The organism is Streptomyces sp. HUAS MS02 (genome assembly GCF_055702265.1).
Map to the genome: position 1 here is coordinate 8,482,061 of NZ_CM146747.1, position 15,961 is coordinate 8,498,021.

A 15,961-nucleotide genomic window follows, 5' to 3' on the forward strand; every position below is an offset into this window, starting at 1 on the left:
CCTCGGCTCGGTTCAGGGGTGGTCGTCGGCGAGCTCCCACCGCAGATGGGCGGCGATCTCGTCGACGTGCGGGGGGTCGAGCAGCGACAGATGGTGCCCCGTGACCCTGACGACGGTCAGCCGCTGGCACAGCTCGTCCCAGCCGAGCGCCTCGTCGTCCCGCTCGTACGCGGGGTCGCGCACGGTGTGCGGGGCGGGCTCGGTCGCCCGGTACAGCACCACCCGTCCGTCGTGGCGGCCCGGGCGGTGGGCCTCGCCGATCCGCAGGTCCACATAGGAGGACCGCTGGTGTTCGAGGGCCGCGCGCGGCACGTCGACGGCCTCGCGCAGGGACTCCAGCACGGCGTCGATCCGCGCGCCGTCGTCCTGCGTCGCGGCCAACTCGTCGTACGGCAGCCGCAGTTCGACCCCGTAGGTGTCGGCGACATGGCGGGCGAAGCCGGTGAGGTGGGCGCGGATCCGTGCGGCCGGCGTCTCCTCGGGGCGGGGGAGCGGCCGTACGGAGTCGATGAGCACCACCAGGCGTACGTCCCGTCCGGCGGCCGTGAGCTGTCGGGCCGTCTCCTGCGCGACGAAGCCGCCGAACGACCAACCGCCCAGCAGACACGGGCCGTCGGGGTGCACGGTCGTCACGGCCTCGGCGTACCGCCGGGCCTTCTCGACGACCGTACGAGCCTCGTCGACCCGCTCCAACCCGAACACCGGCCGCTCCCCGCCGAGCCGCTCGACGAGACCCCGGTAGACGTCGGTGGTCCCTCCGGCGGCGTGCATGAGGAAGAACGGGGGGTGGGAGCCGGAGGTGTGGAGGGGGCGGAGGAGGGGGTGGGCGGTGGCGGGGGAGTGCTGGGGAAGGGCGAGCGGGCGGAGCGGCTGCGGCGGGACAGGGGAGTCGGCGGCGGTGTGCGGCGGTGTCTGCCGCCGCACCTCCGCGTTCGGTGCCGCCTCCACCGGCAGCGCCCGTCGGATGCGGGACGCCGTGGCCTCGACCGTGCCGGCCCCCAGCAGGTCTCGCAGGGGGAGCTCGATGCCGAACTCGCGCTCCAGGGCGGTGCGGATGCGGACGGCCATCAGCGAGTCCAGGCCCAGTTCGGCGAAGGCGGTGGCGGGGGTGATGCGGGCCGGTGGGTACCCGGTGACGGCGGTGATGTGGTGGCAGAGGCGGGCGGTGACGGAGGTGTCCTCCTCGGCGGGCCACGCCATTGGCCCGAGAGCGGCGTGCGGGCCGGAACCGAGGTGTCCGTCCGGCTGCCGGTCGCCGTCCGGCGAGGGGACGGCGTGCGGGGCGCCGAACTCCGGCCCGGCGCCCCGGGACATCGGCCCTCCGGGTCCCCCCTCCGCGGAACGGCCCTCGCCCGCCGGGCCGTCCAAGCCCCGGACCCGGCGACCGGAGACCCCACGGTTCTCCACCGTCACCCGCACGCCGCCGAACTCTCGGCCCCCCACACCCTCTGCGGCCCCCCAGCCCGGTCCCGCGCCCCCCGCTCGGCCGTCCGTCCACCAGTGCCGTGTGTGCCGCCAGCGCGGCGTCGGCAGGTCGATGACGCGGCCCGGAGGGCGTGGGAGCCGCGCTCCGGCCGTGTACAGGGCGGCCAGGCGGGTCAGGAAGTCGGCGGAGGTGTCGGCGTCCCGGTGGAGCGTGCCGAGGGCGAGGGCCTCGGGCGCGTTGTCCGTGATCGCCCGGGTCAGGACCGGGTGGGGGGAGACTTCGACGAACACGGTGTGGCCGTCGGCGGCGGCCGCGGCGACCGCGCGGTCGAGACGGACGGGCCGCCGCAGATTGGCGGCCCAGTGCGCCGCGTCGAACAGGCAGTCGCCGCGCGGGTCGTCCAGCACCGTGGAGTAGACCGGGATGTGGGGGAGCCCGCCCCGGACGTCGGCCAGCTCGGACGTCAACTCCGGGAGCAGCGGGTCCACCTGGGCCGAGTGACCCGCCCCGACCACCCGCATCGCCCGCGCGGCCCGCCCCTCCTTCTCCAGCTGCTCCACCAGCCGGGTCACCGACTCCCCGTCCCCGGTCACCACCTTCTGACAGGGAGAGGAGTGCACGGCGACCTGGACTCCCGGGAAGTCCCTTTCGAGCAGCGGGAGTTCGCTGTCGTCGAGGTCGACCACCGCCATCGCCCCGCCCCGCAGCCCGCTGAGCAGCCGGGCCCGTACGGCCACCACCCGGGCCGCGTCCGACACCTCAAGGGCGCCCGCGCACACCGCCGCGGCGACCTCGCCCAGGGAGTGCCCGATGACGGCGGCGGATCCGACACCGTGCGCGCGCCACAGCTCCGCCAGGGCCAACTGCACGCCCAGGAGCACGGGTTGGGCCACCTCCAGCCGGTCGAGGTCGCCGCCGGAGGCCAGGTGGTCGTAGAGGGAGAGCCCGCATTCGGGGGCCAGCAGCCCGTCCAGTTTCTCCACGGCCGCGGTGAAGGCGGGCTCCTCGGCGAGGAGCCGGCGTCCCATGCCGGTCCACTGGCTGCCGTACCCGGAGAACACCCACACGGGCCCACGCCCGACGACGTCACGGTCGCCCACCAGCACCCGCGCATGGGGTCGCCCCGCCGCCAACGCCCGCAGTCCGCCGGTCAGTTCGGCCCGGTCGGCGGCGACGACGGCCGCCCGCACCGGCCCCCGTCCCGCCCGCCCGGCGAGGGTTCTGGCCACGTCGGCGGGGTGCGCGGCGGCGCCCTCGGGCGTGTCCACCCAGTCGGCGAGCCGGGCGGCGGTGTCGCGGACCCGGTCGGCGTCGACGTCGGAGAGGAGGTGGAGCCGGGCCGGGGGTTCCTCGGCCGGGGGCGGGAGCGGGGCGCCGGGCCGCCATTCCTCCAGTACGGCATGGGCGTTGGTGCCGCCGAACCCGAACCCGGAGACCCCTGCGGTGGCCCTGCCGCCGTACCGGGGCCACGGCTCGGCCTCGGTCACGACCCGCAGCCGTTCGTCGCCGTCCAGGGCGCTGCCCTCGGCGCAGTGCAGCGAGGGCGGGACCAGGTCGTGGTGGAGCGCGAGCACGGTCTTCACCAGCCCGGCGATGCCCGCGGCGGACTCCAGGTGACCCAGGTTGCCCTTGACCGAGCCGAGGAGCAGGGGCTGGTCGGGGTCGCGGCCCGTACCGAGGACGGTGCCCAGCGCGCCCGCCTCGATGGGGTCGCCGAGCGGCGTGCCGGTGCCGTGCGCCTCGACGTGGTCGATGTGCGCGGGGGAGAACCCGGCTCGCGCGTAGGCGGTCCGCAACAGGTCCTGCTGGGCGGCCGGGTTGGGGGCCAGGAGGCCGTTGGAGTGGCCGTCGGAGTTGACGGCGGTGGCCCGGACCACGGCGAGGATCCGGTCGCCGTCCCGTTCGGCGTCGGACAGGCGTTTCAGCAGGACGGCGGCGCAGCCCTCGCCCCGGCCGATGCCGTCGGCGGCCTTGGAGAACGGCTTGCACCGGCCGTCCGGCGCGAGGGCGCCCGCCCGCCGGAACGCGACGGTGACGGTCGGGGAGAGCAGCAGGTTCACCCCGGCGGCGATCGCGAGGTCGCTCTCGCCCGTGCGCAGACTGACGCACGCGTGGTGCACGGCCACCAGCGACGACGAACACGCGGTGTCGACGGCCATGCTCGGCCCCCTGGTGTCCAGGACGTACGCCAGTCGGCCCGCCGTCACGCTCAGCGCCCCGCCGGCCGGAGCCCAGGGGTCGACGGTGGCCGGGTCGGCGCCGGTGAGCTGCCCGTACTCGGGCGCGGAGACACCGACGAAGATGCCGGTGGCGCTGCCCGCGAGGGAATCGGCGGGGACGGCGGCGTGGTCGAGGGTCTCCCGCACGACCTCCAGGAGGATCCGCTGCTGCGGGTCCATCACCGCGGCCTCGCGCGGGGTGATACGGAAGAAGTCGGCGTCGAACCCGGCGATGTCGTCGAGGTAGCCGCCGTACGGGAGCGCGTCGGCGGGCGGGTACGGCGTGAAGTCCCGCCACCGGTCCTCCGGGACCCGCCGGATCGCGTCGACACCGTCGAGGAGCGACCGCCAGTACTCCGCCGGGCCGTGCACCCCGCCCGGCAGCCGGCACCCGACCCCGACGACCGCGACCGGCTCACCGGGCGCGGGCGCCCGCCGTGCCGGGGCGCTCGGAGCGAGGCCCGGGGCCATCGGAGCGAGGGCTGCGGCCGTCGGATCGAGGTCCGCGGTCGTCGGGTCGAGGTCCGCGGCCGGGACTGCGTTCGGCACCGGAACCGGCCGCGCCGCCGTGGCGCACACCCGTGCCACCAGCGCGTCCCCGGTGGGCGCCTCCCACAGCAGCGTCGCCGGCAGTTCCCGGCCCGTCGCCCGCGAGAGTTCCCCGGCCAGGACGACCGCGTCCCGGGAGGACATCCCGAGATCCGCGAGCGGCAGGTCCATCGGAACCTCCTCGGCGGCCAGGCCGCTCCAGTCGGCCACCCGCGCCGCGACCAGTCGCCGCACCACACCTTCCCCGCCGCCGGCGTACAGCCGGCGCGGACCGCCCCCGCCGGCCTCCCCGCTCCCTCTTCCGTGCCCGTCGGGGCCGTCGCCGTCGACCCCACCCTCGACCCCGTCCTCGCCCTCGACCAGGTCCTCGCCCTTGCCCTCGCCCACGACCCTCATCCCTCGACCTCCACCGCGTAGGCACCCGCCAGATAGCGCTCACGGGTCGACGTCCGCGAGACCTTTCCGCTGGACGTCCGGGGCACCGCCCCCGGCGGGACGAGGACGACGTCGGCGAGCCGCAGCCCGTGCCGGGCGGAGACGGCCGCGCGCACGGTCCGCACGAGGGCGGGCACGTCGATGTCGGTGAGCGGCACCGTCCGCGCGTGCTCCGCGACGACGACCACCCTCTCCCCGGCACCGCCCGGCACACCGAACGCGGCGAGCCGGTCGCGCCGTACGGCCGGGTGCGCCTCCTGGGCCGTGGCCTCCACGTCCTGCGGGTAGTGGTTGCGCCCGTCGACGACGATGAGGTCCTTCAGCCGCCCGGTGACGACCAACTGCCCCTCCAGGACCGTCCCGAGGTCGCCGGTCCGCAGCCATTCGCCCGGACCGGACACGGTGTCCGCGAGCACGGCGCCGAAGACCTGCCGGGTCTGCCGGTCCCGATTCCGGTAGCCCCGGCCGACATTGGGGCCCTGCACCCAGATCTCGCCGACCTCGCCCTCGGCCAGCGCCACCCGTGACACCGGGTCGGCGATCCGCACCCGCTGGCCCGCCGGCGCACCGCAGCCGGCCAGCAGCACGGCCCGCGGGTCCTCGGGGCGCGCGGGCAGGGCCTTGCCGGCGGCCAGCGCGTCCCGGTCGAGCGCGAAGCCGCGCAACGGCTCACCGGGCCGGGCGGCGCTGACGAAGACGGTCGCCTCGGCCAGGCCGTACGACGGACAGTGCGTCTCCGGGACGAGGCCCTGCGCGGCGAACGCCACGTGGAAGCGGTCGGCGGTGCCGGGACGGACCGGCTCGCTGCCGTTGATCAGCGCCATGACCCCGTCCAGCCGCAGCCCCGCCTTCTGCGCCTCGGTGACCGCCGAGGCGCAGTAGTCGTACGCGAAGTTGGGCGCCGCGCTCAGGGCGCTCGGGTGCGCGGCCAGCAGCCGCAGCCAGCGCACGGGCTCGTGCAGGAACGCCACCGGGTCCATGAGCACCGACAACAGCCCCCGCACCACCGGTGCCGCGACACTCAGCACCAGCCCCATGTCGTGGTAGAGCGGCAGCCAGCCCACACAGGTCGCCGGGCGTGCGTCGGCACCGTAGGCGGACAGCGCCTGGCGGGCGTTGGCGACGACGTTGGCATGGGTGATCTCGACTCCGGCCGGGGTGCGGGTGGAACCGGAGGTGTACTGGAGGTACGCGACGGCGGTGGCATCGGGCGCGGACGGCTGCCGTCCGTCATCGGCGGCCGAGTCCGGGATCCGGTCCACGGTGACGACCCGGACGGCCCGGCCTGCACACAACTCCTCGACCTCCGCCAGGACCTGGCCCGTCGTGACGACGACCGCCGGGGACGCGTCGGCCAGCACCGCCGACAGCCGGTCGCCCTGCCCGGGCAGACCGGGCGGATACAGCGGTACGGCGACCAGGCCGGCGGCGAGCGCCCCGAGGAAGGCGGTGACGTACTCCGTCCCCTGCGGGCACAGCACCGCGACCCGCTCCCCGGGCTCGGCCTCCGCCGCGAGCCGGGCGGCCGCGGCCCGCACCCGCAGATCCAGCCGGCGCCAGGTCAGGGTGCGGTGGACGCCGCGCGACTGCGGCGCGGGATGGTCGACGAAGGTGAACGCCCGGCGGTCGGGAGTGGTCTCGGCCCAGTGGCGCACATACTCCGGCAGACTCCGGAAGGCGGGCGCGAGCGGGGGGCGGCGGCTGTCCATCGGGCATGGCTCCTCACGGCGCGGGACGGCTTGCGGTCGCGGCGGCCACGGCGGAAGACGGCGGTGACGGCCGTGGCGGGGTTCGGCGGATGGCGGCGCCGGGCGCGGGACTCGGCGCGCACGACGGGGCGCGCTCAGGCGGGGCACGCTCAGAGCGGGATGTTGCCGTGGCGCCGTTCCGGCATCGGGGCCCGCTTGCCGCGCAGGGCGCGCAGGGCGCGGCAGATGTGGGCCCGGGTGTCGCGCGGGGCGATGACGGCGTCCACGTAGCCGCGCTCGGCGGCGAGGTACGGCGTCCCGTACGTGCTCTCGTACGCGGTGACCAGGCGGGCCCGCAGCGCCTCGGGGTCCTCCGCGGCGGCGAGTTCGCGGCGGTGCAGGACCCCCACCGCGCCCTCGGCGCCCATGACGGCGATCCGGGCGGTGGGCCAGGCGAGGTTGATGTCGGCGCCGAGGTGCTTGGAGCCCATCACCGCGTATCCGCCGCCGTACGCCTTGCGCACCACCACCGTGACCTTGGGGACGGTCGCCTCGGCGTAGGCGTACAGCAGTTTGGCGCCGCGCCGGATGATGCCGGCCTGCTCCTGGCGGACGCCGGAGAGATAGCCGGGGACGTCGGCGAAGGTCAGCAGGGGGATGCCGAACGCGTCGCAGAACCGCACGAACCGCGCGGCCTTCTCGGAGGCGTCGATGTCGAGGACCCCGGCCGAACGCAGCGGCTGGTTGGCGACGACGCCGACCGGGGTGCCCTCGACGAGAGCCAGCGCGCAGATGATGTTCGGCGCGAACAGCCCGTGGATCTCCAGGAGTTCACCGTCGTCGACGACCGCGCGCAGCACGTCCCGCATGTCGTAGACCTGGCCGAGCCGGTCCGGCACCACCGTGTCGAGGCACGGCCCGGCGGGCGCGGCCCCCGGCGCGTACCGCGGGGGCCGCTCCAGGTTGTTGGCGGGCAGGTACGACAGCAGGTCGCGTACGGTGTCGAGGGCGTCGACCTCGTCGGCGGCGAGGAAGTGGGCGTTGCCGTTGACGGTGTTGCTGGCGCGGGCGCCGCCCAGCTCCTCGGCGCTGGTGCGTTCTCCGGTGACCGTCTCGATGACGTCGGGTCCGGTGACGAACATGTGCGAGGCGCCGTCCACCATCACGGTGAAGTCGGTGATGGCCGGGGAGTACGCGGCCCCGCCCGCGCAGGGGCCCAGCACGACCGAGATCTGCGGGATCACCCCGGACGCCTGGACGTTGCGGCGCACCAGTTCGGCGTAGAGGGCGAGGGAGGTGACGCCCTCCTGGATGCGGGCGCCGCCGCCGTCGTTCAGCCCGACGACCGGACAGCCGGTCTTCAGGGCGAGGTCCATCAGGGCGAGCGTCTTCTGCCCGAAGGCCTCGCCCATGCTGCCGCCGTACACCGTGGCGTCCTGGGCGAACACACAGACCTGACGGCCGTCGATCGTGCCGTGCCCGGTGACCACCCCGTCGCCGTGGGGGCGCCGGGCGCCGTCCCCGGTGGGCCGTGCCCGCACGAACAGGCCGGTCTCGGTGAACGAGCCGGCGTCCAGCAGCAGATCGATCCGCTCACGGGCCCCGTACTGCCCGCGTCTCCTCGGCCCGACCGGCAGGAGGGCCCGCGTCCGGCGACCCTCCAACTCCGCGATGCGGTCGGCGGTTCGGTCGCGGGCGGGCTCAGGGACCGGCCGGGGGACCGGTTCCGGGACCGGCGCGGGCACACGGCCGGGCGTAGGTTCCGCCACCTGCCTCGCCCGGGATGTCCTCACCTCTAGTGTCACAGCCACCTCCGAAGTGGCTTTCGAATATGGCAGCGGAGGAGGGGCCGACCGGACCGATCCCCGTTCTGTTTGCGGGAGATGAGTCCCTCGGGGCCCGGGTTCGTCCGTGGGTGACAAGGGTCCGGCGCGGCTCGGGTGTTCCGGGCGGACGGCCGTGAAACGCTTCACCTGACCGCCACCTCACCGGCGTCGGACCCGGCGTCGGACCGGTATCACCGTCACCGCGAACGCCGACCGGCCGGGCCGCGCTCAGTTCACCGAGCGCTGACCCGTGGGAAGGGTGAGGGCATGGACATCGACGCACTGCGCCGGGACACCCCCGGCACCGCCCACCGAATCCATCTCAACAACGCCGGAGCGGCCCTGGTCTCCCGGCAGACCCTGGACGCCGTCACCGCCCACCTGGAACTGGAGGCGACCATCGGCGGCTACGAGGCGGCACGGCAGGAGCAGGACCGCATCGACGCCACCTACACCGACCTCGCCCGCCTGATCGGCGGACGCCCCGACGAGATCGCCCTGTTCGACAACTCCACCCACGCCTGGAGCGCCGCGTTCTACGCGCTCACCTTCAAGCCGGGCGACCGCATCCTCACCGGCCGGGCCGAGTACGGCAGCAATGTGCTCGCCTACCTCCAGGTCGCCCGGCGCACCGGCGCCGAGATCGTCGTCGTCCCCGACGATCCGTCCGGACAGCTCGACACCGCCGCCCTCGCCGACCTGATCGACGAACGCACCCGACTGGTCGGAATCAGCCACATCCCCACCAGCGGCGGCCTGATCAACCCGGCGGCCGAGATCGGCCGGATCACCCGCGCCGCCGGGGTCCCGTACCTCCTCGACGCCACCCAGTCCGTGGGCCAGTTCCCGGTGGACGTCGAGACCATCGGCTGCGACATGCTCAGCGCCACCGGCCGCAAGTTCCTGCGCGGCCCGCGCGGCACGGGCTTCCTCTGGGTGCGCACCGAGGCGCTGGAGTACCTCGACCCGAACGTCATCGAGATCCACTCGGCGACCTGGGACGGCGGACGCGGCTTCACCTGGCAGCCCGGCGCCCGCCGCTTCGAGACCTGGGAGACCGGCTACGCCAGTGTCCTGGGCCTCGACACGGCCGTGCGCCAGGCCCTCGACCTGGGCCTGGACCGCATCGGCGACCGCGCCCTGGCCCTGGGCGCGTATCTGCGCGACCGGCTCGACGCCCTGCCCGGCGTCACCACCCACGATCTCGGCGAACACCGCTGCGCCATCGTGACCGCCAAGGTCGACGGCCTGGCCGCGACCGAGGTCGCCGCCGGTCTCGCCCGGCACGGGATCAACGTCACCACCACCTTCCCGGAGCACACCCAGTTCGACACCGAACACCGGGGCGTGCACCCCCTGGTGCGGCTCTCCCCGCACTACTACAACACCGAGGCCGAACTCGACCGGACCGTCGAGGTCATGGCCGACCTCGCCCGCACCGCACGCTGACGCCCGACCGACCGACGGGCCGCCGTCCGTCAGGTCGGCGGCTCCGCGAGGAACTCCCGGGCGCCGCGCAGCCGGGTGCGCAGACCCCGGCGGGTGACCCGGCTGTCCAGCCGGACGTCGAGGGCTCCCCGCCGGGCGCCGTCGACCTGGCGTCCGGCGGGCAGCCGGGCCGGATCGAGGCCGTCGCGGCGGGCGACGAGGACGCCCAGCTCGTGCCGGGTGAGGGCGTCCGGCCCGGCGACGTGCCGCACGCCGACCACCTCGGACGCGGCCAGTTCCAGGAGCGCGGCGGCCAGGTCGGCCACCTGCACCGGACAGCGCACCACATCGGTGAAGAGCACACCGTCGCGGGCACCCGCCACGAGATCGTGCACATGCTGTTCGTGCACGGACAGCGAGCGGCCGTCCCCGATGATCAGCGAGGTCCGCACCACTACGGCGTCCGGTGCCAGCAGCCGGACGCCGGTCTCCGCCGCCGCCTTCGCGGCGCCGTACGGGGTGACGGGATCCGGGAGACACGTCTCGTCGTAGCGGCCCGCGTCACCCGAGAACACGGCGTCGCTCGACACATGGACCAGCCGACAGCCGCGCGCGGCCACGGCCGCCGCCACTCGGACCCCGCCCTCGGCGGTGACCTCCCAGTCCGGGCCGCCGCTCGACGCGTTGACGACGACCGAGGGAGCGACCCGCGCCATCACCTCGGCCGGCCGCACGGGGTCCCGGAGGTCGAGGGCGTGCCAGGAGACGTCCGGCGGGACGTTCCGCCGGGTGTCCGGCGGGTGGGCGGCGTAGGTCGCGCACGTCTCGTGTCCCGCCGCCACGGCCCGGCGCGCCAACTCGCCGCCCAGGAAACCGCTGCCGCCGATGATCAGAAGCCTCATGGCGGGCAACGGTATGCCGCCCCAGAAGTCCCTCAGGACTCCTTGCCGCGGCCGCTCAGCGCGTCGCGCATCCGGTCGACGAGGCCGAGGCCCGGCGCCAGGATCTTGTTGGCCGGCGGCTTGACCGGGGCGGCCGGGTGGGGGCGGGTCGGCGCCAGCTTCTTGGCGCGGCGGACCCTGTCACCGAGGTCGTTCAGCACCGAGGCGGAACAGGCCTTCGCCAACTGCGGGAAGAGATTGCTCTCCTCGTCCCGCACATGGTGGCGGACCTCGGCCATCAACTGCGTGACCAGCCGGTCGAACTCAGGGTCGTCGGCGGCGCGCCGCTCCAGGTCCTTCATGGTGCGCTCGGCGGCGGTGTGATCCGCCAACTCCCGGTCGGCGACCGCGTCCCCGTTGCTCAGGTGCTCGCGGACCGCCGGGTAGAGGTAGGCCTCCTCCGCCACGGCATGCCGTACCAACTCGATGGTGACCAGGTCGGCGAATTCCTTGCGCTTCGGGTCCCCGGAAGGCAATTCCTCGATTTTGCCGAAGAGTTCCGCCACCTCCCGGTGGTCCGCCTTCAGTTCCTCGATCACGTCTCCGCCGTGTGCCATTTCCGTCGCTCCTTGCCTGCGCGTCCCGGCGATCGTCCCGGTCCGGACCTGTGGAGGTCAGTGAAACCCTCACCGTCCCGAATGCGTCGTATTGACGTCCGGTGAGTCAGTGCGGCGCACAGGTGTGGCCCAGGACACGTCCATTCCGTGGCCTGCGCCATTTCAGGGCGACCGGCGCACGACTACGTTTTGCCACGCGTTCCCCAGTACCCACGGATGGCCCAGCGTGCTCGCAGCTCTCTCCCCGCTCATAGCGGCGACCACCCAGTGGCTGACGCGCGCCTACCCGGCGGGCGGCGGCGCGCTGGACGGCGCGCTCTGCGAGGCACAGGCCCGGCAGGCCGTCACCGCCGCCGCCTGGCTCCGCTATCCGACACCCATGGACGCGGCCCTCGTCGGCATGGCCGGACCGGGCGGCTCCGCCCGGCTCGACTGGATCACCGGCCAGGACGAGACCCCGACCCCCGACGAGTACGCCTGGCGGACCTGGGTCGACGAGGTCGTGGCCAGCTGGGCGGCCTGCCTCCTGGCCGATGCCGAACTGGCTCACGCCGCCGTGTACGCCCTCGACGGATCCCCGCACACGGCCGGCCCGCCCGCCGCCTTCCGCCGCCTCCTCACCCCGGACGACCTCGACCGGCGGGCCGCCGCGCTCCTGCGCCACCCCGACCTCCTCGCGCCCGTCGCGACGCTGCACCACACGGGCCTGCTCGACGCGCTGCGACCGGGCCGGGCCCTGTCGGCCTGAGCCCCGGTGCCCACGGCAGCTGGGCCGCACCGGGCAGCCCGGCCGCGCTCGGCAGTCCCGCCGTACCCGCCTCGGGGCGCGTCACCAGCGCAGTGGCAGTCCCCTCGCTCCACGACCACCGGATCATCTCCGGCCTGCTGGAACCCACCTGGCGCGACGGGGCTCTGGGAGTGCTCCCATGGTGCGAGCGTTATCGAAGGTGACCGCCCCGCGGGCCACCGCCAACCCTCGTGACGACATCCGTCGCAACCCGCCGCCCCGGCCCCCGTCGTAACCCCCGCCGCCTCAGCCCTCCGTCGTACTCGCCACCTCCGGTGTGTCGGTCGTCGTCAGGGTGCCGTCAACTCCGTCAGGTCCGCCAGCAGTTCGGAGACGGCCACCGGGTCGATCTCGCCGAAACGTGCGCTGTGCCGGTCGTGCGGCCAGTAGTCGGTGGGGCGGGTGCCGAGCCACAGGTACTCCACCTTCTGCTGCTCGGCCGGGTCGAAGGAGCCGACGGCGATGCCGTGGTCCGGAGTGAGCACCGCGTACCGGTTGGGGGCGAGCCGTTTGGAGATCCAGCGCTCCACACCTGCGTCCAGCGGTTGGCCGCGCCGCCAGCCGCGCCGCTCCAGCCCGACCAGCCGGCCCGTCGTCACCGTCAGACCTTCGAAGCGCTCCAGGCGCCAGTGGGCCGCCTCCTCCGGTGTCAGCTCGAACACCGGCCGCCCCAGCTGCGGGAACGGCTGCTGGATGCCGTGGTCCGCGAACAGCTCCGCCCAGGCGTCCAGTTCGTCCGGCAGCCGCAGCGGGTGCGCGATCCGCACGGTCGCCGCGTCGGGCAGGGGGAACGCACTGCCCGTGGCATCCGCGAACGAACGGTCCTCCGCCACGCGGAACGAGGTCGTCGTGCCCTCCGTGTCACTCAGCCAGACCAGTCGGCGGACGAGGTGCCACAGCAGCGGATGCCCCACGAACAGGTCGCGGAACTCGGGCGCCGACCACGAACGGCCCTCCACCATGGCCGATTCCAGCCGCCGCACCTGGTCGGCGGCGACGGTCCGGACGTCCTTCTTCAGCGCCATGAACCTCTTGCGCTCGGCGGCGGCCAGCTCCGTGTCGTCCTTCGCGCCCGGCGCGGGCAGATCCTTCCGGCGCTTGCCGTCGGCGTCCCGCACGAAGGGCCGCAGCTGTTCGTCGAAACCGACCGTGAACGAGCGGCTGCCGTAGTCGATGACCGTAGTGCCTCGCGCGTCCAGGCCGAGGTCGGGCACCAGCCGGTCGGCGAGCTGTTCACCGGTCAGTCCGAGGCCCTCCGCCAGCTCGGCGATCTTCTCCTGCGCACGGGCCTTGAGAGCCTTGAACTTCACCCGCTGCGCCACGCCGTGCAGATGCATCAGCGCCACCTCGGTGCCGATCGCGGCCAGCACGCCGAGGCCGTCCACCGCTCGCTGGTGCGCACCCTCACCGGGCCAGGCCCTGATCAACGGGGTGAGCCCGCGCACCGTCCCGTCGTCGCCGAGCAGGCCCAGCGCGGTCAGCGCCCAGCTCTCCTGGCTCGGCATCCCCGCCAGTCGCCACTGCTCGAACAGGGCCCAGCCGAACGCGGCGAGCGACTCCGGCACACACGATTCCCGGACCACGGCCAGCCCCGGGTACGCCTCGCCCGGCCGCGACATCGCGAGCATGGTCACCAGGTGCCGGGTGGCTTCGGCGGGCAGGGCGCCCCCCGAGCGCAGCAGGATCTGCGGCAGCAGCAAGGGCTCCGCCCACTCGACGGGCTCGGGCAGCTGCTTCGGGAGCGCCGTCACCAGCGGATCGGCGGACAGCAGCTCCCCGATCCCGGCCACGGCCTCGGCGCCGTACCGTTCGGCGGCGGTCCGCACGACCTCCTCCCCGTGCAGGGCCACGATGGTGTGCAGCGCCTGCTGGGCGTACCGGCGCGCGGAACCCGCCCTGCCCAGGGCGTCCGGCACCAGCAGCGGTGCGGCTGCTTCCCCGTGCCGCCTGAACCAGGAACGGGCCGTCGCCCGGGCCGACTTCAGGCGCGCCGCCCACTCCGCGACCAGCCGGGCCGCCCCCACGCTCACATACGGGTCCAGCAACGGCGCGAGCGCGGTCGGCCACTTGGGCGCGGTGCGCAGCACCAGGTCCAGCGCCTCCGTCCCGAAGCGGGCGACGACCGGCTTGAGCGCCGCGTCGCTGTCCACGCCTCTCGGGTCCCACTCGTCCAGCAGTGGCCGGACCAGGTCCACGGGCTTGTCGAGGAAGATCCCCAACGAGCCGACCTTGTCCGCGCGGACCGCGCTCAGCAGGGCCTCCGGATCGTCCGGCCACTCGGAACGCCGGGCCCAGTCGCGCTCCCAGGACGGGGTGTCCGCCCACTCCTGACGCTCTCCCGGCAGCCACTCGATCCGCGGCTCGTCCTCGGCGACCAGCCCCCGGACCGTACGGACCTCGGCGACCGTGCGCGGCCGGGTCCACGGGGGGTCCGTGAACAGGTCCGGCAGGGACGCGGCCGGGGCGTCCGGCACCCGGTCCCGCGGACTCAGCAGCGGCTCCACGGCGGCCGCCGCCCCGGGCGAGAGCGAGCCGAGCGCCTCCTCGACCAGGTCCGGGTGGGCGGACACCTGCACCAGCAGCGCGTGCCGGAGGGCGTCGGCGTTCGGCCCGCCCGCCGCGACGGCCTCGGCGAGCATCCGCAGGGCACGCCGCGGATACCGGCGGGCCGCCTTCGCCACGAAGGGCTGCGTCCGCTTGTCGTCCAGCTGCGCCAGCAGCAGCCCGAACGCCTCGTCGGACGGGAACTCGACCAGGACCGAGTTGACCTTCCTCACGGTGTCCGACGTGACGTACGAGCTCCGCAACTGCTCCGCCACCAGGGGCGCCACCGCCGTGCCGATGCCCTCGGCGACGGTGGCGACCATCGGCATCGACCAGCCGTTGTAGCTCAGCGCGGCCACCCCACCCAACTGCCGCATCTGCTCGGGGTCGTTGAGCGAGCACAGCAGCATCGAGCGCAGGACGTGATCGCGGGGACGGTCCGCCTCGGGGCCGCCCGCGCACTCGTCGACCCAGGCCGTCTCGCTGGGGACGAGGTAGGACACGACGACCCGTCGGCGGGCGCTGCTGCGCAGGTCGGCCAGGGCCGCGACCACGGCACGGTAGGTGACCTCGTCCGCGGCCGCGAGCCGCGCCCGAAGCCGGTCGGCGACGGCGCGCACCCGCCAGGCGTGCCCCGCGAAGGCGGTGTCCGGTGTGCGCTCCACGTACGGATCGAAGCGGTGGCGCCCGTGCTGGGTGAAGTGCACCTCGATGTCGAACAGTTCCACGGTCGCCCGGGCGGCGAACACCGGTCCGTGGGCCTCGACCCAGGCATCGGCGCAGGCCGTGCCCGACCAGGCCGTGTCGGAGGTGACGGCGAGCACGGCCGCGCCCAGCGGGTCCGCCGTGCCCGCGAGGTGTCCCTCGGCGGCCCGCACCAGGTCCGGGTCGCTCCGGGGACTGTCCAGGTACTGCCGCACCCAGGTGGTCGCGTCACGCAGTTGCCGCTCGGCCTGCTCGGCGGCCCCCTTGCGCGGGGGTGTCGGCCGGCGCGGGACACCCCCGCGACGCGGATGCAGATGGCGGTGCCAGGCGGCCGGCAGCACGAAGGTGTCCTCGTCCACCACGGGGGCCTCCGCGGCAGGCGTGTCATCTCCCTCGACCGCCGGGGCCGCCTCCGGACCGGGCGTGTCACCTCCGTCGGCGGCGACCGCGGCGGCGACCTCCCGATAGCCCTTGCGCTCCTTGGCCGCGGAGGTCTTCCGCAGGTAATCGGCGGCCTCCTCCGCCGAGGCGCACTCCTTGACCTGGGTACGGCCCTCCGTACCGCAACGGCCGTACCGGACGGTCACCGTGGCACCGTCCGTCGCGGCCTCCCAGAACTTCGAGGAGTTCCCCTCCGCATACTCCCAGCGGCGCACGCCCCCACCCCTTCCGACCGTGCCGGATCCCCCGGCCCACCCCACGCGGATCAAGCCGCTGACCGGCGGATACAGGCCAGTTCAGCGACGAGGACCACAGTAGGGGGACCCACTGACAACGCCGTCGGGAGGCCGAGGCGAAGGAGGACGAGAAGGCCGACCAGGAGGCCGGCGAGAGCGCCGAGGAGAGCGTCGGCGAG

At 74.6% G+C, this 15,961-nt stretch carries 8 protein-coding genes; 2 read left to right on the forward strand and 6 right to left on the reverse strand.

Features of this window, described 5'->3' with window-relative positions; translation table 11 throughout:
• Positions 1–12 precede the first annotated feature (12 nt).
• The 3 genes from ACZ9QC_RS36720 to ACZ9QC_RS36730 all read right to left on the reverse strand — a co-directional run bounded on the left by ACZ9QC_RS36720 (position 13) and on the right by ACZ9QC_RS36730 (position 8,062).
• Positions 13–4,590 (reverse strand): beta-ketoacyl synthase N-terminal-like domain-containing protein, encoded by a 4,578-nt coding sequence (locus tag ACZ9QC_RS36720; RefSeq protein ID WP_472917024.1) that lies wholly within the window; start codon positions 4,588–4,590, stop codon positions 13–15.
• Positions 4,587–6,338: a fatty acyl-AMP ligase gene (locus tag ACZ9QC_RS36725; RefSeq protein WP_472917025.1), complete on the reverse strand. Its 1,752-nt coding sequence runs from the start codon at positions 6,336–6,338 to the stop codon at positions 4,587–4,589. The genes ACZ9QC_RS36720 and ACZ9QC_RS36725 overlap by 4 nt, the downstream gene beginning before the upstream one ends.
• Before the next feature lie 149 nt (positions 6,339–6,487).
• Positions 6,488–8,062, reverse strand: a complete 1,575-nt coding sequence (locus ACZ9QC_RS36730; RefSeq protein ID WP_472917026.1) for an acyl-CoA carboxylase subunit beta — start codon at positions 8,060–8,062, stop codon at positions 6,488–6,490.
• A 348-nt stretch (positions 8,063–8,410) separates the two neighbouring features.
• Between ACZ9QC_RS36730 and ACZ9QC_RS36735 the strand changes: the two genes are divergently transcribed.
• Complete coding sequence (locus ACZ9QC_RS36735) at positions 8,411–9,592, forward strand: aminotransferase class V-fold PLP-dependent enzyme (RefSeq protein ID WP_472917027.1); 1,182 nt, start codon at positions 8,411–8,413, stop codon at positions 9,590–9,592.
• A 29-nt stretch (positions 9,593–9,621) separates the two neighbouring features.
• Here the strand turns inward: ACZ9QC_RS36735 and ACZ9QC_RS36740 are convergent, their stop codons facing one another.
• Both ACZ9QC_RS36740 and ACZ9QC_RS36745 read right to left on the reverse strand, forming a co-directional pair.
• Positions 9,622–10,473, reverse strand: a complete 852-nt coding sequence (locus tag ACZ9QC_RS36740) for a sugar nucleotide-binding protein (RefSeq protein WP_472917028.1) — start codon at positions 10,471–10,473, stop codon at positions 9,622–9,624.
• 32 nt (positions 10,474–10,505) lie between these two features.
• Entirely contained in the window at positions 10,506–11,069 is a 564-nt protein-coding gene (locus ACZ9QC_RS36745; RefSeq protein WP_472917029.1) for a hemerythrin domain-containing protein, read from the reverse strand.
• 226 nt (positions 11,070–11,295) lie between these two features.
• Here ACZ9QC_RS36745 and ACZ9QC_RS36750 point away from each other — a divergent pair, with 226 nt between their 5' ends.
• Complete coding sequence (locus ACZ9QC_RS36750) at positions 11,296–11,817, forward strand: hypothetical protein (protein WP_472917030.1); 522 nt, start codon at positions 11,296–11,298, stop codon at positions 11,815–11,817.
• A gap of 329 nt (positions 11,818–12,146) precedes the next feature.
• On the opposite strand, the gene ACZ9QC_RS36755 is transcribed toward ACZ9QC_RS36750, so the two are convergent.
• Entirely contained in the window at positions 12,147–15,761 is a 3,615-nt protein-coding gene (locus tag ACZ9QC_RS36755; RefSeq protein WP_472917031.1) for a DUF4132 domain-containing protein, read from the reverse strand.
• Positions 15,762–15,961 lie beyond the last annotated feature (200 nt).

What these genes read in the sequence shown, in the direction of transcription:
- ACZ9QC_RS36725 (WP_472917025.1), bottom strand. Translation starts at nt 6,338, where the DNA reads ATGGACAGCCGCCGCCCCCCGCTCGCGCCCGCCTTCCGGAGTCTGCCG.
- ACZ9QC_RS36740 (WP_472917028.1), bottom strand. Translation starts at nt 10,473, where the DNA reads ATGAGGCTTCTGATCATCGGCGGCAGCGGTTTCCTGGGCGGCGAGTTG.
- ACZ9QC_RS36720 (WP_472917024.1), bottom strand. Translation starts at nt 4,590, where the DNA reads ATGAGGGTCGTGGGCGAGGGCAAGGGCGAGGACCTGGTCGAGGGCGAG.
- ACZ9QC_RS36735 (WP_472917027.1), top strand. Translation starts at nt 8,411, where the DNA reads ATGGACATCGACGCACTGCGCCGGGACACCCCCGGCACCGCCCACCGA.
- ACZ9QC_RS36745 (WP_472917029.1), bottom strand. Translation starts at nt 11,069, where the DNA reads ATGGCACACGGCGGAGACGTGATCGAGGAACTGAAGGCGGACCACCGG.